We start from the raw sequence: 19,046 nt of genomic DNA, 5'->3' as shown, positions 1-19,046 counted from the left end.
GTATGAGTATGGAAGCAGGCATTTGGTCTCCAAGCGAGCAGCGAACGGTAGCTATTGTAGGGCTTGGTTATGTGGGTCTTCCGTTAGCGCTGCTGTTTGCCGAGAGAGGTTTTCATGTCCTTGGCATTGATTCGGATAAGCAGAAGATCGACAAGCTTAGCATAGGGAAAAGCTATATTCTAGAGGTGCAGGACGATGAGATTCAAGCAGCGATAGCTTCAAAGCGTTTCGTTCCATCGGATCAGTACAGCGAGCTGGGGTCGGCCGAAGCGGTTATGATTTGCGTCCCGACTCCGCTTACTGCTTACGGGACGCCGGATCTAAGCTTTCTTACGCAGGCGGCTAGGGAAATCGGCTGCCGGCTAAGAAAGGGACAGCTTGTTGTTTTGGAAAGCTCGACGTATCCGGGAACGACGCGTGAGGTGCTGCTCCCTCTATTAAGCGCTTTTGATTGGAAGATCGGCGAAGACGTCAATTTAGCCTATTCGCCGGAGCGGGTCGACCCAGGCAACACGGATTACCGAGTCGCACAAATTCCGAAGGTGGTCAGCGGCATTACGCCGAGCTGCTTGAGCAGGATTGTTGAGCTGTACAGCGGCGTATTCAATCAAGTGCATAGCGTTTCTTCAACGGATGCCGCTGAAATGACAAAGCTGCTGGAAAATTCATATCGTCTTGTCAATATATCCTTTATTAATGAGCTGGCAATGATATGCGATGTGTTGGAATTGAATTTGTGGGAAATCATTGAAGCAGCCAATACGAAGCCGTTTGGCTTTAAGGCATTTTATCCCGGTCCTGGGGTCGGCGGCCATTGCATCCCGGTTGATCCTTCGTATCTGGCATGGAAAATCAAGCAATATGGCATCAAATCGGATTTCATTCAAATTTCAAACACAGTCAACCGCATCATGCCGATGTACATTACGCAGCAGTTGAAATTGCATTTGGCGCCAAAGCTGTTGTCTAGCGCGCGAATCTTGGTTTATGGAGCTGCTTATAAGCGGGATATTGCCGACCATAGGGAATCAGCCTCGATCGAGCTTATTCATATGCTTCAGCTCGAGGCGGAATGCGTGATGTATCATGATCCTTATGTCCCTTCCATACAAGTCGGAGGCGAGAAGCTCATGAGCGTGGAACTGGATGAAGCTGTACTAAGCGGGCTGGATTGTGTCGTGATTGCGACGGATCATTCGAGCCTGCCGCTGCAGATGCTGCTTGAGCATGCTTCGTTTATTTATGACACTCGCAATGTGACTGGCGGGGCGGAAGGCAAAGCCAAGGTCGTGCGGTTCGGCGGAGGCTGGAGCTGACACAGCGGTTGGATGGATTTGACGCAAAAACAAGGATGGCCGCGGCCATCCTTGTTTTTGTACACACACATTAGAGGGATTCTTGGACAACGAATTTGCGATAATCGTCAGTCTGAGCAATGAGGATGCCGGTACTAAGGAAATATTCCTTTGCAGGCTTCCAGGTGTGAAGATTTGGATCCGCTCTGCGGTTGCAAACATAATTGTAACGGTTTGTTGTGAAAATTTTGAAATTCGATAAACGGCAATCTCTTAGAAAAGCAACGTCCTCGCCAAGGGAAATAGGTTGGAAACGCACCCTTTGGAATACTTTTTTGCGAAACAGCAGTGTTGCTCCGGCAATTTGTTTCGTATACGTGTTTTCTCTATTGGGAAATCGAAGGGATAAAGCCCGGTCCTCTTCCAAATAAGTGTGATACGCACTTTTTCCGATAATATCCGCTTTTGTCGTGTGCAGCGCATGAATCGCTGAGCTAACATAATAGCGTGAGTAAAAATCATCGTCATCGAATTTAGCCAGCACATTGAACCGGCTCCGTTCAGCAGCGAAATTCAAGCACTCGCCTAGACTTGCAGACTCGGGCAGCTGGTAGACGGAAATATTGGGATAGATAGCAGAGCGCTCCTGCCAATCAGCCAAGCTGAGCTGATCATTGTTCAAAATAATGATCAGCTCTTTGTTCTCCACGATTTGCCTGCCGTAATTGTTGAATATATTGTACATATACGGCAGCTTGTTCGTGCAAGTAATAATCGAAACGCCAATATCGGTCGCAGCCTTCCTTTTCTTCTTGTTCGTTTTCACCAAGCACACCACCTAGGTTTGTTCGTTAAAGTTTGCTTTCCCCTCATTTCTAATCGTATTAAATGAATTTCCCTTTTCTTAACAAGGTCTCAATCTCGTCATAGGACATTAGGTCTTGGTCGGACTGGAAGTACGGGAAGGTTACTTTCGGCAGATGGTTGTATTGATTATAGAGCTGCTCCGTTGGATGCGAAGGGAGGATGACATAATATTGCTCATCATACTTATAGGAGTAAGGCGATTCGGATTGCGAGATTAATACCTCGTGCAGCTTCTCGCCTGGTCGAATTCCGATGTCCTTGATCGGCAAGTTTGATCCTCCGAAAACATTTTTTAATACCTGAATAAGATCGATGATTTTGCATGCCGGCATCTTCATAACAAAGGTTTCGCCCCCAACGGCTACCGCAGTAGCCTTCAGCAGCAGTTGAATGGCTTCAGGCACGGTCAGAAAGAAACGTGTCATGTCGATATCGGTAAGCGTAAGCTCTTGACCGTCGATGATTTGCTGTTTGAATAAAGGAACAACGCTGCCGTTCGTTCCGAGCACATTGCCGCCGCGTATACAAACAAAGCGTGTTTTCTCGCTTAAATCATTGGCTTTAATAATGATTTTCTCGCCGATTGCTTTGGTCATTCCATAGAAGTTGATAGGATCTACCGCTTTGTCGGTCGAGACATCGATTACCTTCTCGACGCCCTGCGCGATACTTGCGCGGATAATGTTCTGGGTGCCAAGCACATTTGTTTTGAGCGCTTCGTAAGGCTGGAATTCGCAAATCGGCACATGCTTCAGGGCGGCAAGATGGAAGACGTAATCTACGTTTTGGCATGCTTCATAGACAGCATCATAATCGCGTACGTCACCGATAATGAAATTAAGCTTCGGGTTGTTGAATTTTCTTTTGAGATCGACCTGCGTAAATTCATTGCGGGAGAAGATACGAATTTCCTTCGGATCAGATCCCAATAGGTTTCTAGTCAGCTCTTGTCCCCACGAGCCGGTACCGCCCGTAATTAATACCGTTTTATTTGTAAACATGTGTCACCCTCCTCAGATACTTATGCCTGGCTTCGTGCTGCATGATCGCTCTTCTTTTACTTGCTTCTACTTATTCCAGATGACTCTATTAACGATTTTGGTATAGCTCTGAATAATTTTGACAACCTTAATGGAAACATTCGTATCCTGATAATCTGGAACCAATGGGTTTACGTGAGTGTTACTGGAGTAAATGCCAACCGCGAGTCGAATGGATTCCAAAATATCATGACCGGATACGCCTCCAATAACGACGGTCCCTTTATCCAGCACCTCCGGCCTCTCCGTACTGGTTCGAATTAATACGCCGGGGAAATTGAGAATGGCAGATTCTTCGCTTAACGTTCCGCTGTCGGAGAGAACACAGTAGGCATGCTGCTGCAGGTGGTTGTAATCTAGGAAACCAAACGGCTGGTGAATACGAACGAGGGGATGGAGCTGCAATTGCTTATCCTGCAGTTTTTTGAGCGATCTAGGATGGGCGGAATAGATGACGGGAAGCTGAAGATTCTCGGCAACGTAGTTAATGCCTTCAATCAGGGAGGTAAAACGCTCATCAATATCCAAATTTTCCTCACGGTGCGCGCTGAGCACGATATATTTCTGCTGCTCCAAGCCGAGCTGGGATAAAATATCTCTGTTGTCCACTTCATGCTTGAATTGAGCGAATACTTCGGGGAGCGGGGAGCCTGTCACAAAAATATGTTCCTTGCGAACGCCCTCTGCGAGTAAATACCTTCTGCTATGCTCCGTATAAGGTAAGTTCACATCACTGATGTGATCGACAATCCGGCGGTTTGTTTCCTCCGGAACATTCTGATCGAAGCAGCGATTGCCCGCTTCCATATGATAGATCGGAACTTTCAATCTTTTGGCGGAAATCGCGCTCAGCGCACTATTTGTATCGCCTAACAGCAGCACGGCATCCGGTCGTACCTGTACCATCAAATCGTAGGAGTGTGAAATAACGTTGCCGATTGTTTCTCCTAGATTTTTGCCGACTACGTTCAAATAATAATCGGGTTTTCTAAGCTGCAGATCTTCGAAGAAAACGTCATTGAGCTGGGGATCCCAGTTTTGGCCCGTATGCACAAAGACATGATCAAAGTATAGATCGCAGGCTTTGATGACCGACGCCAAACGGATGATCTCCGGCCTCGTGCCAAGGATCGTCATTACTTTCAATTTGTTCACCGACTACCGCCTCCGGGTAAAATATTAGTCTAAAACTCCTCCTAGCCAAGTGCATCTTCTAGATCCTTACATTAGAACTCACCTCCTATAGAGCGACTGCACGTCTATGGCTTCTGCGAACATTACTCTATTGTATTCGACCGGACTGCTAGCCGCGTCGGTCATTCAACCAACTTGAGAGAGATTTAGTTCATAGACTAGAAGATATCAGCCTTATTTTGAAAATAGACTCGCATTGCGTGGTAACGAACATATACTAGACAGAGGATTTTTCGAGTTGAACATGTCGGAGAGGGGAACGTTATGAGAAATATTCTGGTTACAGGCTCTAATGGGTTTATTGGCAAAAATCTGATAGAAGGATTATTACAGCTGCCGGATGCGGCTGTGCTATCGTGCAGCAGAAGCACAAGCAGCGAGGAGCTTCAGCAGCAATTGTCAAAGGCGGATGTCATTTATCATTTGGCGGGTATTAATCGGCCTGAGCGGCCGGAGGATTACCGTGGCAATGTTGAACTGATGCAGCGAATCATAGATGGATTGAACGCAATGACCAACAGGCCAAGGATCATATTTGCATCGACCATCCATGCAGCAGCCGACAATCCTTATGGGAGAAGCAAAAAGGAAGCTGAGGATTTACTGATTCAATATGCGAAAGAGACTTCGACAGCCATTCATATATGCAGGCTTCCGAATTTGTTCGGCAAATGGTGCAAACCGGAATACAACTCCGTTGTCGCTACTTTTTGTCATCATATATCCAGAGACTTAGAGATCAGCATCTCGAATCCCGATCAGCAGGTTGAGCTTGCTTATATCGATCACGTCATAGAGCGGTTCATGGCTTTGCTCGCACAGGATGAACCGACTGAGGATGTGTATTGCAATATAGAAACTACCTTTTCTGTCACGTTAAAGGCTTTGGCTGACCAAATCTATGATTTTAAAGCGATACGCACGCATTCAATCCTTCCCAATTTGTCGGATCCGTTTACGAAGTATTTATACTCCACTTATTTGTCCTATTTGGACCGCTCCGATTTCGCCTATGCTCTCCAAACCTTTCATGATCATAGAGGAAGCTTGTTCGAAACCGTTAAATCTCCCTACGCCGGACAGCTTTTTGTGTCGACAACAGTAAAAGGAGTGGAGAGAGGGCATCATTATCACAATACAAAGGTTGAGAAGTTTTGCGTCATTAAAGGGAAGGCAGTGGTGAAGTTCAGACATATATTCGAACAGGATTCCTTTTCCTACACGCTGTCAGACGAAAAAATAATGATTTTGGATATTCCGCCTGGTTACACTCATGCGATCGAAAACGTTACAGACGGTGAATTGATTGTGTTGTTCTGGGCAAATGAAATATTTGACGGAAACAAGCCTGATACGTACGGGAGCAAGGTATAAAAAGGAGCGGAGAGTTTATGAAAAAAAGGACGGTAAAACGTAAAGTTATGGCCAAAAGAAAGAAGACGGCAATTCGTCGAGGGACCATAAAGAAGAAAGCGAAGAGCGTGGGCTTGAAAAGGAGAGCAACGAAGCCAAGGGCGCTAAAGCTTAGAAAAAAATGGAATAGAAAAAAAGGGAATAGAAAAAGAACGTCCATAAAGAGGAGATCGGTTCCGGCAAGCCGGGAAGAACAGCTGCATGAAGGAAATACCCGCTTGATCGTCTATATCCCTTTTAATAATCTAAACGTAAGGGAAACGTTGCCGACCTCTGTCTCAGCGCTCACTTTGCCCGAGGCTAACACTCAGTTCACGGAAGCTTGGATTAATAAGAGAGTCGAAATCTTTATGAATTTCACGTTAAAGAGCCTGCTGAATCAAACCAATCCACATTATCTTGCTTATATCGTCTATCATGACAGCTCGAGGTTTTATATTGAGAATGCGCTTCTAGGCTATCCTGCACTCCCCTCTAACATCCGATTTATTTCAAGCAGTGAATACGAAGCTGAGGTTATCAGGCAGCTAGAAGGCTATAAGTACTGGTATGAGCTTCATCTTTACAGTGATGACATGTATCACAAGGCATATATCGATATGCTGTATAATTACCGGCCGAGACGGGAGACGAAGGTTCTAATCTGCCAGAATGGGTATATTTACAACTCAGTATCGAATATATTGGCCAAATATTTCAATTTCTCAAGCTCCTTTAACTGTCTGATCTATAAAGTCAGCGATTATATCAAAGGTGTGAGGCATAATATATTTCAGCCGTCGGAAACGGGGGTATGGACAGGAGCTATTCAGCTTGAGCATGAAATCATGCCATATCCGGCCTATATCAATCACGGGCATGACGCGAATACGGCGTTTTTCTTTGCACAGGAAGTACAAAACAATGCCGCTCAGGACGTTTGGACGAACAATGCAGGTTATTATTCATTGTTTGGGGATATCATCTACGATCCGTATATGAAGCAAAGGATTTTGGAAGATTTCCTTGGTGCCCCGGCACCAGTTCCGTTTCCATCGTATATGTCGGTTTAATGCAAGCAAAAAGACTGATTCTGCAGGTTGCGGACCTTGCTTGGATCAGTCTATTTGCTTGCAAACAAATGAAGAAAGGATACGGAAGGAAACGCTAATCAGCCGAGCAGGAGTCGGTATCCTGTTCGGCTGAATTTTCAAGCATTTGTTCGGTTGGATTGTTGAGCGGGTCTCATGTCGGGACAATTGAGCCGGTATGATACAGCTGTAGAAACTGGGGCGATGACGGATCATAATTTGCGATGGGGATGCTGTAGAGCATTTTATCGAGATGATAGATGTCCGGCAGCGGCTCCTCTGTGCGGTAGAGCATGAAATACGGGGTATCGGCCTGCTTCAATCCTTCTGCGATGACCTGCTCCCTCGTTCCGTTTGGTATCCAGAAATATTTGGTGCGGGAGTCGGGGTTATCCGCAATAATAGGAATGATAGATTGGTCGGGGGTTACGTCAAATAGCAATACTTTGTAGTTTGAAATATTCGATTCATATAGCGTTTCAAGAATTTGCGTGAATGATGCCGAACCTTCCGATCCATACATGATAACCGTCACGAGCGGACTAATATTTCTCCGTAAGCGTGCTTGGTGCATAACATGGTACATGATGTAGCGGCGGTTGCGTTTCTTTTCGATGTTGTTCTCGATCTGCACCGAATTGCTGTGTGGCGTTGTAAGCATGAAATCCATGAGAATCTTTGGAACATAAACCATATCGCAAATTTCGGTAAGGCGCAGGAAGTAGTCATAGTCCTCAACAGGCGTATACTGCCAGCCTGCGATTTGCATTGAATATTCTTTTTTGTACATGAAAGAGTAGCCGATGAAATAGAAATCGACGAGTCTTTCTTTTGGCTGGTCCTGCCAGATCAACCAGGTTTTCGTCGTATCTAGTCTTCTTCCGCCCCTGATTAAGCCGAAGCTTCCATAAGCGAGTCCGACATTCGGAGGGGAATATTTGAGCTTATTCCGCAGAACGCCGACAAAATTGCGATAATAGTAATTATCACTTGAAACCCATGTTAAATATTTGATTCTCGGCATGCTTTGCAAAATTTCAAAACCAACGTTCAGGGCGGTCGCGGTGCCTTGGTTTTCTTTCCTTGGAATGACTCGAACCCGCTTATCCCTGCGAGCGTAGAATCTAGCAATTTGGAGAACGTTAGGCGTAACGCCGTCAATTACGATAAGCAATTTAAAATTTCTGTATCTTTGATTCAGAATGGATCGTATCGCTCTCCTAAACAACCTGCTGTCTTGTGTATACACAGGCATAACTATACCTACATCTGCCATTGCGGAACATCACTCCCTTATATCTAGTTACCCATTTCATTGTATTCCGAGGTTCGTGTTCAGCCACGGCACCATCCTAGTAGGAATATGGAAATGGGCATAGATTTTCATTAGAATACGGCTGCGGGAGCAGATAGTAGAGTATGAGATAGACATGCAACTAGAGAGGCGCGTTTTTCGTTATTATCATTGACCATGCGGGTATTATCCTTTAAAGTTAATATGTCATTATGGTTGAATAATCCAGAAAAGATAGGCGTTTGAAGCGTTTGACCGATGTTCCAATGAGCCCTAACTAAACTTAATTCGAGGTGAGTAAAAGAACGATGATAAATAAGTTTAGTCGCGCTATGATAACCATCCTTCTGCTGACTCTTCTTTGGCCAGCTTCCCTGCAAGCGGCGAGCAATCTGCTCGTTAACGCAGGGTTTGAACAAGTTGCTGACAATGCCCCGGCGCAATGGCAGCAAGACGCTTATTTGAAAGAAGAGCACATCACCTCATACACGATATCGAGCTCAGAAGCCCACACGGGCACGTATTCGGCCGTTCTGGAAAATAAGGAAGCGAACCATTCGCGTTGGACCCAGACCATCAAGGTCAAGCCGAAAACAACCTATAAGCTGTCAGGTTATATTAAAACCGAACAAATCGGCGCAGATGCGACCGGTGCTCACTTTTTCGTAGACGGCGTGGCTGTTGCATATCCCGAAATCAAGGACACGAACGGCAAATGGGCGTATGTCCACTTTTATGCAAAGTCAGGAAAGGATCAGAAGAGCATTACTTTCGGCGCAAGTCTCGGTGGTTATGGAAGCATCAACACCGGGAAGGCCTATTTCGATGATGTCAGCGTGGAGAAAGTATCGAAGGCCCCTGGAGGGATGGAGGTATTCAGCCTTGTTGCAACAGAAACCGGACAAGCTGCCGATCCTGATGCTGCAGTTGTGCCTGTCTTGCCGCTGCTTCTAATCGCTGGACTGTTCAGCCTGCTGTTTGCTGTGATTTATAAGAAGCTTCTGCGGCAAAGGAGCTGGCTGGACGAGAAGACGCATTCGCAGGGGTTAATTCTTGCCATCGTATTTGCCGCCGCACTGGCGCTGCGGCTATGGCTGGCAGTTACGAATAAAGGTTATGTCAACGATATTGCATTGTTTATGGCATGGGCCGATCAGGCTGCAAAGCAGGGGCTTGGCGCCTTTTACCATTCGGAGATGTTTGTAGATTACCCGCCAGGCTATATTTATATTCTATATATTCTCGGTTTGATCAAGGACTTTCTCTCATTAGACGGTGCCTCAAACGCTGCGCTGCTGCTGTTTAAGCTGCCAGCCATATTGGCGGATCTTGCCGCTGCTTATTTTATCGTGCAGGCGGGCAAAAAAACAGCAGGATATTCGGTATCGCTAGGACTGGCTTTGCTGTACTTATTCAATCCAGCAGTAATTGTGGATTCGGCGGTATGGGGGCAGGTTGATTCGATTTTCGCGCTTGCACTCGTGCTGTCCATTCACGGCCTTGCACAGAATAAGATTGAGCGCGCTTCGGTGTGGTACGCAATTGCAGCGCTTATAAAGCCGCAAGCGTTTATATTCATGCCCGTGCTGCTGCTTTGGTTTATTTGCCGGAAGGAATGGAAGAAAGTTGCCATTAGCGCCATATACGGCTTTGCAACGTTTATTGTGCTCGCGCTTCCGTTCTTCTGGGAAAATGGCGGGTTATCGGGCCTTTTTCAGCTCTATAAAGGAACCCTGTCGTCTTATCCGTATGCTACTTTAAATGCGTTCAACCTTTATACGCTTACCAATGATAATTGGAAGCCGATTACGGACACTTGGCTTTTATTCTCATTTCAGACATGGGGCATGATTTTTATAGCTGCTGCTGTCGCTTTGGCTGCTTTCTTCGCACTGAGAAAGCGTGATGCTGCGGCGTCGAGCCGGGTGTATTTTATCGCTATGGTTCTGATTGCGGTCGTATATATCGGCGTGACCAAAATGCATGAGCGTTACTTGTTCCCTATTCTTCTGCTCGCAGTGCTGGCATTCCTGCAATCGTTAGACAGAAGGATGCTGTCTGTGTTTTTGGGATTCAGCCTCACAAACTTTATCAACATCACCTATGTGCTCGATTACAGCACGATTACGACGAATGTCCCATTTAATGGAATCGTGCTGCTGTGCTCACTGGCAAATATCGGGTTGCTGCTATACTTGCTTTATATCGGATATGATACTTATATAAGCGGAAGGATCAAACCCGTTGAGCCGCTGCTTCCAAGCGAAGTCGAGAGGGAGGATCACGAAGCATTATCCGCCTTCAAGACCGGAGCCATGTCACGTGTGAAGCAAAATTCGAATCGCTTTGTCCGCAAGGATTGGTTGTGGATGGGTGCAGTCACGCTTATCTATGCTGCCGTTTCACTTTACCAGCTAGGCGAAATGAAAGGCCCTGAAACCGCATGGCAGCCTGCAGCGGTCGGACAAAGCTTTTTCGTTGATTTAGGCGAGGTAAAGCAGCTCGATCGTATCAACAGCTTTGGCGGTGTAGGAACAGGCAAATACAAATATGAATTCAGTCAAAACGGTACCGACTGGGATAACGTCATGGAGATCGACAGCAGTCATGTTGCTGTATTTAGATGGAACAGTCAGCCAGCAGCGCTGCAGGCGCGTTATATCAAGCTGACGACGGTTCAGACCGGATTCTCTATGCACGAAATAGCGATTTATGAGCAAGGCAATGAAACTCCGCTTTCCATTGTGGGCATTCAGGATGAACAGGCGAAGGATGCTAAGAGAGGCAGCGTTTCATTGTTGTTCGACGAGCAGCAGCTTGCCAAATATAAGGCGACGTATATGAACGGCTCTTATTTTGACGAGATTTACCATGCGAGAACGGCGTCTGAACATATTGAGCATATTGTAGCTTATGAAAATACACATCCACCGCTCGGAAAAATTATTATTGCCATCGGCATTAAGCTGTTTGGACTGAATCCATTTGGCTGGCGCATAGCGGGCACGTTATTTGGCATTGCGATGCTGCCTTTATTGTATCTGCTCGCTAGAAGGCTGTTTAAAAGCAGCTTGTACGCAGGAATTGCCGCAGCCTTGTTCGCTGCAGATTTTATGCATTTTACACAGACGAGAATAGCGACTATTGATGTTTATGGCGTATTTTTCATTATGCTGATGTTCTATTTCATGCAAAAATATTATTCCTTAAGTTTTTACCGGGTTAAGCTGAGCGTCACGCTTCTTCCGTTGTTTTTGGCAGGGCTGTTTTTCGGAGTGGGGGTTGCATCCAAGTGGATTGTGCTCTATGGAGGAGCGGGACTCGCGGTTATACTCGGATTATCGTTATTTGAGCGTTATCGTGAGTATGCTGCGGCCAAACGTATTCTCCGTAAGGGCAAGGAGCTAAGCTCGTTGTTCAGCAAAGACAGTCTGCAGCATATCGTAACCGTCTTTCCTCGGTATACGATTGCTACGCTCGCGGTTTGTCTCGTGTTTTATATCGTCGTTCCAATCGCTATTTATGCGTTGTCCAACATTCCAGTGCTGACCGTCATGGATGAAGGCTATACGCTGAGGAGCTTAATTGATTATCAGAAGCATATGTTCAGCTATCATAGCAAGCTTGTATCGACACATCCATTTGCCTCTACCTGGTGGGAATGGCCGTTTATGAAGAGGCCAGTCTGGTATTATTCAGGCGATAATATGGCAGCAGGCATGAAATCAACCATTGTTGCAATGGGCAATCCGCTTATTTGGTGGGCTGGAATTTTTGCAATGGCGGCAACGATTTGGATCAGTATTAAGCGAAGAGACAAAGCGATGTATATCATTTGGATCGCTTTCCTTGCTCAATACGTTCCTTGGATGCTCGTTTCTAGACTTACGTTCCTTTATCATTACTTTGCAATGGTTCCGTTTATTATTTTGAGCTTAGTTTATATGTTCAAAGTAATGGAAGAGAAATGGCCGAGCTTTAAGCTCGTGCGAAATCTTTTCTTGATCGGCTCGATTGTATTGTTTGTTCTATTTTACCCTGCACTCTCTGGCATGACTGTATCCAGCTGGTATGTTGAGCATGTTCTACGCTGGTTTCCAAGTTGGCTATTTTAAGAAAGGAGCATAGCGATGAACCAATTGGCACTGAAATACAGCGTTATCGTTCCGATGTACAACGAAGAAGAAGTGATTGAGCATACGTATGAGCGGCTTAAGCTGGTGATGGATAATACGGGCGAGGCTTATGAGCTTATTTTCGTCAATGATGGAAGTAAAGATCGTACCGTTGAATTAATAGCTATGATATGTGATTTTGATCCGAATGTCCGTCTCATTAACTTTTCGCGAAATTTCGGTCATCAAATCGCGATTTCCGCAGGAATGGATTATGCACAGGGCGATGCAATTATCGTTATAGACGCAGATTTGCAGGACCCGCCTGAGGTTATCCTTGATATGATCGCGAAGTGGAAGGAAGGCTACGAGGTTGTATACGGCAAGCGGCTAAAGCGCAAGGGCGAGACGGTATTTAAAAAGCTTACTGCTAAGCTGTTTTATCGTACGCTGCGCAGCTTGACTAACGTTGATATTCCTGTTGATACCGGAGACTTCCGATTAATTGACCGGAAGGTATGCGACGTGCTGCGCGGCTTGAAGGAGAAAAACCGTTTCGTGCGCGGCTTGGTCAGCTGGGTCGGCTTTCGCCAGACGATGGTCGAATATGAGCGCGAGGAGCGATTTGCAGGCGAGACCAAATATCCATTAAAGAAAATGATCGCTTTTGCCATCGACGGCATTACATCCTTCTCTTACAAGCCGCTCAAAATTGCAACCTATATTGGCTTTACTTTATCTCTAACAAGCTTCCTTTATCTATTGGTCGTTATTTTCCAACGGATGTTCACGGGGACGACGATTACAGGCTGGGCATCGATTGTCGCCGTTAATCTGCTGTTCAACGGCATCATTCTTATGCTGCTTGGCATTATTGGCGAATATATTGGAAGAATCTACGATGAGTCCAAGAATAGGCCCCTTTATATTGTACGCGAGGTTCAGGGGTATAAGGAGCAAGGCAGCCAACACCTTGCTGCTGCCAATGAATTAGAGTTAGATCGGATGAAAGAGCATGCCTAAAGAGTCGTACAAGAAGCTGCTTGTTCAATTCATTACTTTTAATTTAGTAGGTTTATTGAACACAGCGATTGATTTTATTATGTTTTCTTTGCTAATTTGGATAGGCACCTATTATTTAATTGCTCAAGTTATCGCATATAGTGCAGGAATGCTTAATAGCTTTGTACTGAATAGCCGATATACCTTTAATAAGGTCAAAGGTGAGCCGGCAGTTTCGAAGCCGAAGCAGCTAGAAACGAGCGTAAGGTTTGTCATTTGGAATGGCATATTGCTCGGCATCACGCTGCTGCTGCTGGCAGCTCTCACGCAGTGGTGGGGCTTAAATGAGCTTCTCGCCAAGCTAATCGTGACGGTAGTAACCGTTGTGCTTAATTTTTACGGCAGTAAAAAATGGGTGTTTAAAGCAAACAAGCCGCAGATAGAGAGCAGCTAGCGGAAGGCGGGGAATATGAAGAAAATATGGTCTTATACTTTAGTAGTCATTGGGATTTTAATTTTACTTTATCCTAAGGCAAGTGAATGGTATGACAGTCATAAGCAAGAAAAGTTGATGGCGGAGTGGGAAGAAGCAAGCTTCGATGAAACAGCCGAGGAGCAGGCACAGCAGCAGTATGAGCGGCTCACAGAGCTCTTTTATGAGGAAGCTGTTGCCACGGAGCCAGCGGTCGTCAGCACGCCAACGGAAGCACCTACAGCGGCTCCTGTTGTGCAAAAAATTGCCTCCATCGCTACCATAAAGATCGACAAAATAAAGCTTAAGCTGCCTGTCGTAGAGGGTGCAACTCAGAAAAACATGAAATCCGCTACGGCGCATTTGAAAGAAACAGCAGCGATAGGCCAGGTCGGCAATGCGGCCATTGCCGGGCATCGCATGCGTGCGAAGGGCAGATTGTTTAACCGGCTGGGAGAAGTAGCGGTTGGCGATAAAATCGTCGTAGAGACAAAGGATGAAACCTACAGCTACACCGTGTATAAAGTTTCCATAGTCGAGCCTACCGATGTATCCGTACTCAATTACAACGATAAAGATAAGCTGCTTACTCTAATTACCTGTGATCCTATCGTAGATCCTACCCATCGCTTAATCATTCACGCTAAGATGTAAGCGGTGGGCAGTGCCCATTTTCTCCGCGTAACAGCACCAATGGTATCGCCCCTTCATAGTATAAGTTGACTGTATCCCTTAACCTTGTTAAACCATAAAAACCCGCGCAAGGAGGGGTGACAAACATTGAAAGGTAGCGACCATAAGAGCAAGTTTTTATTGACCAATCGCGAACGCGAGGTATTTGAACTGTTAGTACAGGATAAGACAACTAGAGATATTGCACAACAATTATTCATCAGTGAAAAGACCGTCCGCAACCATATTTCTAACGTCATGCAAAAGTTGAACGTAAAAGGTCGTTCACAAGCGGTTGTCGAGCTTATTAAGCTTGGTGAGTTACAAATCTAACATAGCACTTCAATGGACAGCATAGCGATATGCTGTCTTGTTTTGTTGTTAAGCCGGATTGTTGTGTACGTGGTGACAAACATTGAAAGGTAGCGACCATAAGAGCAAGTTTTTATTGACCCATCGTGAATGCGAGGTATTTGAGCTGTTAGTATAGGACAAGACAACTAGAGATATTGCACAGCAATTATTCATTAGTGAAAAGATCGTCCGCAACCATATTTCTAATGTCATATGGTTTGAAACACACTTGATGAGGTGCAGTTGATTCTGAAAAAGCTGTTATCTGAGATAATAGCCAGTCGTAATGGTGATATTAAGGTTGTAATGACCTGCGGCTTTCATTGGAGGAATTGGAGCAGGAAATCACGGTTGGCAACATTTAGTCTAATTTTCAAGCTCGATATTCATAGTTTCGAAATTCACCTTGCATTTGGCTCTCATCATAAAATCAATGCGCAAAACGATGGACTGACCATTCTGAGCTATGGTCAAGGAAACGATTGGTAAGCCGTGCTGGATTCCTAATTTCATGTCCGCTGCCGAACTCCTGAAAAGAACTCCTCCACTACTTCTATATCACTTCTGCTCGTGTGGAATACATACAACTCACGTGTCGGATGCAGCTTATGCAGCTCCTTATAGCCGCTCCAAGCTTCTTGCGGATTAGTGTAGTCCTGAATGACTGCCATATTCTCTAACTGACGCACACGGTTTATGGAGCTTGCCTTGATTGCTTCCACTAGCACAAAACGACCTGGATGCAAATTGGTAATCTCTCCCCATTTCATCGGCTTCACCTCGTTTTGAACGTTATATATCTATTATAGCATAGTTGCCCAAGAATGATGGAAGTGAGTGTGGATCATGTACTTTGAGTTTGACGGGGAAATAAGTACAGATACGTTTGACATATTGGAACAAATGCACAAACAAATTGTTTTAACAAATTACTCTATCAATGAAGAACTAATCACTAGTGTTGCATTAATACTCTCTGAATTTTCGAAACTTTCTGTATTTAAGTGATTCAAACAAAAAAAGATCTTTTACAATGGAATGGCAGGTAACTCCTGTCCATAATCCACTAAAAAGGGCCAATCTCATGGAAAAGAATATCCTATTTTCTTCATTTGGTAAATGGCTAGCGCCAATTTGTACGAAAACGTTCATAGATCGAGTGACCCATGCTGGTCAATATAAGTGCATCAAGAAGCTCACGACATTAGCTTACTTCAAACTCTTTCTTCATGCTGAACTGCAAGGACGAGACGAACTTCGAGACATAGCTGATGATGTCTTATGTGAAGATATTCAGAAGGAGCTTGGGCTGGAAACGATCTCGGCTGCTCAGCTATGCCGGAAGCAAAATCAAGTCGATCCCGCATTGCTGGAACAGGTTTTTGCATCGTTGGTAGAGCGTATTCACTCCCAATCTTCCTCTTCTATCTTGCGAAGGACTTTCAAAATTATAGATTCCACCACGTTCGGCAAGACAAAGTCTGGTAGTAAGATTCATACGCGAATCGCTTTCGTGAATGAGGATGACGTTGTTCAGACAAAGCCACCATTACGGTGGCAAAGACAATGATCAGACACAGATGGATGCACTTATAGATGAAGAAGGAATTACCTATGTGTTTGATCACGGATACGTGGATTACACCGCCTATGATCGCTATTGTGAGTATAACATCTTCTTCGTTACATGTCTGAAGAAGAACGCCGTGATTGAGCCTTTATCTACGTATGAATTACCGCAGGACAGCAAGGTTTCGTTTGATGAAAAGGTGCGTATTGGAACACACAAATCACAGATGAAGCATTCCCTGCGTATGGTGCAAACGGAATATTCAGAAGGGAATATGTTATTTCTACTCACGAATCGCTTTGATCTATCGGCCAATAAAGTAGGTGGAATGTACCGAAGCCGCTGGGTCATCGAAACCTTCTTCAAGTGGATGAAGCAGCATATTAAGATTAAAACGTTTTATGGCACAAGCGAAAATGTGGTAATGAATCAAGTCTGGATGGAGCTCATTTCATATTGTTTACTGACACTCATCAAGCAAGAAACCGGAATGAAGCATAGATTGCTGCAGATTTATCGATGGCTCAAAGTGTTTCTGTGAGATACCTATGACATGTGGCTTACACAAATGAACCGCAAACCAAGCCGCACATCAGCTGGACGGAAAAAGAAAGAGATACCGTGAGCATTAAAAAACTGCAACTAACGTACATTTATTCAAAAATTACCAAGTTAATAGGATGACCTTTAAGAGGTGCTCGAGCTTTTGGCTTTTTGGATCAAATATTGTTTGCTTAATTTTCTGACTTTTCATTTCCGAGCTTTATGAAACGCAAGTGATCCGAGATAAATACAATAACAATCGTATTGAGGTTCAACATAACCAAGTGGATGAATTCACCAAATTCATAAAAAAATCGTTTGAAACAGAAATGACCAACCCCCAAGAGTTGGTCATTTTATTAGACTGCCAGCAAACGATTTTATTTTTGAAATAGGGAAACGGTCTCATTAAGCTCGCTAATATGCTTCGTTAGAATATCTGATGAGGCCGCCACCTGCTTAAGCGCTGTTACTTGCTCTTCCTCCATCGAGGAGATTTCATCGATATCCTGTTTGATGCGCTCAGCGCGAATTTCCACTTCTTTCACGAGATGGTGAATTCGATTCACTCGTTCGCCGCCATTGCTCATTTCCTCAGTAATCGTTTGGATTTCGGCTTGTACGGTGACATTTGCTTCATGGATAGATCGATAGCCTAACTGAGCCTTCGTTGCAACCTCTTCTCCAAGCTCCAGCTGTTCGATGCTTTCTATCATTCGGATTTGAATCGTTTGTACGGTGCGTCGAACGTCAGCCATTTTCTCATCGATTTGCACAGATAGATTCTCGGTTTGGCCAGCGAGCTGCTTGACTCTGCCTGCTATAACCGCAAATCCTCGTCCATGCTCAGAAGCTCTTTGAGCTTCAATGGATGCATTGAGGGCTAGGATGTTAGTCTCGGATGAGATTTTGCGAATGTTCTGAAGCATCACGGCCATCTCATTAGAAAGCTGGTAGAGCAGTTTAGCATCTTGGTTGACAGATGATACAGTCATTTTGAGTTTAGCGAATTGTTCCATAAAGCTCTCGATATGCTGATTTCCTTCTTCGGCGATATGGAGCGAGTCGAATGCTTTTGTGTTAATTTTGTGCGAATTTGTCGTGATCGTTTGGAATAACCGCACGAGCTCATCGAATTCTCGTACAGATAATTGAACATATTCATCATGCTCATATAGAGATTGAGAGACCTTCATTGTAGCGGTTGCGATGTCTTCACCGGCTTGCTTGTTCTCATGGAGACCGGCGTCCATTTGATGGGAAGAGGTGACAACTTGCTCATTCGTTTCTCGTACTCTGTCGATGATTGTGCGCAGCGTTTCGGACATCATGTTAAATGAGTCGCATAATTTTCCGATCTCGTCGCGATTGCGGCTGAAGACAGACTCTACCGAAAGGTTTCCTTGCGCTAATTGTGAAATATTTATACTTAATTTACGAATGGGTACCGCGATTTCACTGGAGATCTTCCATGCGATGAGGAGAGAAACGATGATGCCAACAATAAAAACGGAACTATAGATGAGAATATTCTGTTGAAACTGCGATGTGATCAAGTCCTTTTCGGATGAATTGACGATTAATTTGGCGCGAATAAGCTGATCCAAATCAGACTCGACAAGACTCGAAATCAATACTATATTTTCGAACGCAGCTGTCTGTTCATCGACCGTTGCTTTGTCAATAATCAACTGATTCAGCTTGTCCAATTGAGATTTTAGAGAATCCAACGTTTTATTAGTAGCATCAATTTTCTCTATGATAGAGGATGCGCTTTCATTTTGTTTTAATTCAATTAATTGATCTTCAATGTAGGTGACCATCGCGTGATGTCCGCTTTTCTCGAAGGTTTGCCGGCCATTCACGATTCTTTCGATTTCAGGATCGAACTCGGATTTGAGTGAGCCTGTCAAGGCGTTCGCCTTTTCAATTGAAACGAGCATGGAGTTGTATTTGTCTATATATTTGTTGAATACAAACATCTGCGCCCCGCTTACCGTCCCCATCAATAATAACACTAGAATAAACGCGATAATCAGTTTGCTTCTAATGGGTTGGTGCCTATACCCGCTAATAATATTCATTCAATTTCCCCCTTGGAAGATAATTCATATAAAAGATACTATGAAACCCATAAAAAGTATT

The 19,046-nt window shown here is 44.7% G+C and carries 17 protein-coding genes and 1 pseudogene; 11 read left to right on the top strand and 7 right to left on the bottom strand.

Translation table 11 applies throughout. The features are described 5' to 3' along the window. The first annotated feature begins 2 nt into the window (after positions 1-2). Positions 3-1,316: a nucleotide sugar dehydrogenase gene (locus MHI37_RS21675; protein ID WP_076337309.1), complete on the top strand. Its 1,314-nt coding sequence runs from the start codon at positions 3-5 to the stop codon at positions 1,314-1,316. Between the two features lie 70 nt (positions 1,317-1,386). Here the strand turns inward: MHI37_RS21675 and MHI37_RS21670 are convergent, their stop codons facing one another. The 3 genes from MHI37_RS21670 to wecB all read right to left on the bottom strand — a co-directional run bounded on the left by MHI37_RS21670 (position 1,387) and on the right by wecB (position 4,357). Then, positions 1,387-2,121, bottom strand: coding sequence for a glycosyltransferase (locus MHI37_RS21670; RefSeq protein ID WP_076337310.1), 735 nt, complete (start codon positions 2,119-2,121; stop codon positions 1,387-1,389). Between the two features lie 58 nt (positions 2,122-2,179). Then, the gene (locus MHI37_RS21665) at positions 2,180-3,163 is read right to left on the bottom strand and encodes a UDP-N-acetylglucosamine 4,6-dehydratase family protein (RefSeq protein ID WP_076337311.1); all 984 of its coding nucleotides are present in this window, start codon (positions 3,161-3,163) and stop codon (positions 2,180-2,182) included. A 66-nt stretch (positions 3,164-3,229) separates the two neighbouring features. After that, positions 3,230-4,357 carry a UDP-N-acetylglucosamine 2-epimerase (non-hydrolyzing) gene (wecB, locus tag MHI37_RS21660; protein WP_076337312.1) on the bottom strand — a complete coding sequence of 376 codons (1,128 nt, stop codon included), beginning with the start codon at positions 4,355-4,357 and terminating at the stop codon, positions 3,230-3,232. 303 nt (positions 4,358-4,660) lie between these two features. Here wecB and MHI37_RS21655 point away from each other — a divergent pair, with 303 nt between their 5' ends. Together MHI37_RS21655 and MHI37_RS21650 are read left to right on the top strand one after the other, a co-directional pair. Beyond that, on the top strand, positions 4,661-5,770 hold the full coding sequence (locus MHI37_RS21655) for an NAD-dependent epimerase/dehydratase family protein (RefSeq protein WP_076337313.1): 1,110 nt from the start codon (positions 4,661-4,663) through the stop codon (positions 5,768-5,770). Positions 5,771-5,787: 17 nt separating this feature from the next. Continuing rightward, positions 5,788-6,861, top strand: a complete 1,074-nt coding sequence (locus MHI37_RS21650; RefSeq protein WP_076337314.1) for a hypothetical protein — start codon at positions 5,788-5,790, stop codon at positions 6,859-6,861. Positions 6,862-7,033: 172 nt separating this feature from the next. Here the strand turns inward: MHI37_RS21650 and MHI37_RS21645 are convergent, their stop codons facing one another. Then, positions 7,034-8,155 carry a glycosyltransferase family 2 protein gene (locus MHI37_RS21645; RefSeq protein ID WP_076337315.1) on the bottom strand — a complete coding sequence of 374 codons (1,122 nt, stop codon included), beginning with the start codon at positions 8,153-8,155 and terminating at the stop codon, positions 7,034-7,036. A 326-nt stretch (positions 8,156-8,481) separates the two neighbouring features. On the opposite strand from MHI37_RS21645, the gene MHI37_RS21640 reads away from it, so the two are divergent. The 6 genes and pseudogenes from MHI37_RS21640 (at position 8,482) to MHI37_RS21615 (ending at position 15,035) form a co-directional block, all read left to right on the top strand. Next, a complete protein-coding gene (locus MHI37_RS21640) occupies positions 8,482-12,288 on the top strand; it encodes a phospholipid carrier-dependent glycosyltransferase (RefSeq protein WP_083676299.1) in 3,807 nt (1,268 codons plus the stop codon). Positions 12,289-12,303: 15 nt separating this feature from the next. Then, the gene (locus MHI37_RS21635; RefSeq protein ID WP_076337316.1) at positions 12,304-13,311 is read left to right on the top strand and encodes a glycosyltransferase family 2 protein; all 1,008 of its coding nucleotides are present in this window, start codon (positions 12,304-12,306) and stop codon (positions 13,309-13,311) included. Next, a complete protein-coding gene (locus MHI37_RS21630) occupies positions 13,304-13,744 on the top strand; it encodes a GtrA family protein (RefSeq protein ID WP_076337317.1) in 441 nt (146 codons plus the stop codon). The genes MHI37_RS21635 and MHI37_RS21630 overlap by 8 nt, the downstream gene beginning before the upstream one ends. Before the next feature lie 15 nt (positions 13,745-13,759). Beyond that, positions 13,760-14,416 carry a class D sortase gene (locus MHI37_RS21625; RefSeq protein WP_076337318.1) on the top strand — a complete coding sequence of 219 codons (657 nt, stop codon included), beginning with the start codon at positions 13,760-13,762 and terminating at the stop codon, positions 14,414-14,416. Positions 14,417-14,542: 126 nt separating this feature from the next. Beyond that, positions 14,543-14,767 (top strand): response regulator transcription factor, encoded by a 225-nt coding sequence (locus tag MHI37_RS21620; RefSeq protein WP_076337319.1) that lies wholly within the window; start codon positions 14,543-14,545, stop codon positions 14,765-14,767. An 82-nt stretch (positions 14,768-14,849) separates the two neighbouring features. Beyond that, positions 14,850-15,035 (top strand): annotated as a pseudogene (locus MHI37_RS21615) (helix-turn-helix transcriptional regulator). A 119-nt stretch (positions 15,036-15,154) separates the two neighbouring features. On the opposite strand, the gene MHI37_RS21610 reads toward MHI37_RS21615, so the two are convergent. Beyond that, positions 15,155-15,301: a hypothetical protein gene (locus MHI37_RS21610; protein WP_179090228.1), complete on the bottom strand. Its 147-nt coding sequence runs from the start codon at positions 15,299-15,301 to the stop codon at positions 15,155-15,157. Then, positions 15,298-15,558, bottom strand: coding sequence for a hypothetical protein (locus tag MHI37_RS21605; protein WP_076337320.1), 261 nt, complete (start codon positions 15,556-15,558; stop codon positions 15,298-15,300). The genes MHI37_RS21610 and MHI37_RS21605 overlap by 4 nt, the downstream gene beginning before the upstream one ends. A 263-nt stretch (positions 15,559-15,821) precedes the next feature. Here MHI37_RS21605 and MHI37_RS21600 point away from each other — a divergent pair, with 263 nt between their 5' ends. Then, positions 15,822-16,358, top strand: a complete 537-nt coding sequence (locus MHI37_RS21600; RefSeq protein WP_144023698.1) for a DUF4372 domain-containing protein — start codon at positions 15,822-15,824, stop codon at positions 16,356-16,358. Further along, the gene (locus MHI37_RS21595) at positions 16,318-16,899 is read left to right on the top strand and encodes an IS4 family transposase (protein WP_179090229.1); all 582 of its coding nucleotides are present in this window, start codon (positions 16,318-16,320) and stop codon (positions 16,897-16,899) included. The genes MHI37_RS21600 and MHI37_RS21595 overlap by 41 nt, the downstream gene beginning before the upstream one ends. A gap of 382 nt (positions 16,900-17,281) precedes the next feature. On the opposite strand, the gene MHI37_RS21590 is transcribed toward MHI37_RS21595, so the two are convergent. Then, complete coding sequence (locus MHI37_RS21590; protein ID WP_076337321.1) at positions 17,282-18,985, bottom strand: methyl-accepting chemotaxis protein; 1,704 nt, start codon at positions 18,983-18,985, stop codon at positions 17,282-17,284. Positions 18,986-19,046 lie beyond the last annotated feature (61 nt).

Origin of the sequence: Paenibacillus sp. FSL H8-0548 (assembly GCF_038630985.1) — a bacterium.
Taxonomy (GTDB): Bacteria; Bacillota; Bacilli; order Paenibacillales; family Paenibacillaceae; genus Pristimantibacillus.
Note: the sequence above shows the minus strand (reverse complement) of the source record. Positions and strands in the feature narration are given on the sequence as shown.

Excerpts from the sequence above, each read along its gene's own strand:
- MHI37_RS21675 (WP_076337309.1), top strand. The coding sequence starts at position 3 with ATGAGTATGGAAGCAGGCATTTGGTCTCCAAGCGAGCAGCGAACGGTA.
- MHI37_RS21665 (WP_076337311.1), bottom strand. The coding sequence starts at position 3,163 with ATGTTTACAAATAAAACGGTATTAATTACGGGCGGTACCGGCTCGTGG.
- MHI37_RS21655 (WP_076337313.1), top strand. The coding sequence starts at position 4,661 with ATGAGAAATATTCTGGTTACAGGCTCTAATGGGTTTATTGGCAAAAAT.
- MHI37_RS21650 (WP_076337314.1), top strand. The coding sequence starts at position 5,788 with ATGAAAAAAAGGACGGTAAAACGTAAAGTTATGGCCAAAAGAAAGAAG.
- MHI37_RS21645 (WP_076337315.1), bottom strand. The coding sequence starts at position 8,155 with ATGGCAGATGTAGGTATAGTTATGCCTGTGTATACACAAGACAGCAGG.
- MHI37_RS21640 (WP_083676299.1), top strand. The coding sequence starts at position 8,482 with ATGATAAATAAGTTTAGTCGCGCTATGATAACCATCCTTCTGCTGACT.
- MHI37_RS21635 (WP_076337316.1), top strand. The coding sequence starts at position 12,304 with ATGAACCAATTGGCACTGAAATACAGCGTTATCGTTCCGATGTACAAC.
- MHI37_RS21630 (WP_076337317.1), top strand. The coding sequence starts at position 13,304 with ATGCCTAAAGAGTCGTACAAGAAGCTGCTTGTTCAATTCATTACTTTT.
- MHI37_RS21625 (WP_076337318.1), top strand. The coding sequence starts at position 13,760 with ATGAAGAAAATATGGTCTTATACTTTAGTAGTCATTGGGATTTTAATT.
- MHI37_RS21610 (WP_179090228.1), bottom strand. The coding sequence starts at position 15,301 with ATGAAATTAGGAATCCAGCACGGCTTACCAATCGTTTCCTTGACCATA.
- MHI37_RS21605 (WP_076337320.1), bottom strand. The coding sequence starts at position 15,558 with ATGAAATGGGGAGAGATTACCAATTTGCATCCAGGTCGTTTTGTGCTA.
- MHI37_RS21600 (WP_144023698.1), top strand. The coding sequence starts at position 15,822 with ATGGAATGGCAGGTAACTCCTGTCCATAATCCACTAAAAAGGGCCAAT.
- MHI37_RS21590 (WP_076337321.1), bottom strand. The coding sequence starts at position 18,985 with ATGAATATTATTAGCGGGTATAGGCACCAACCCATTAGAAGCAAACTG.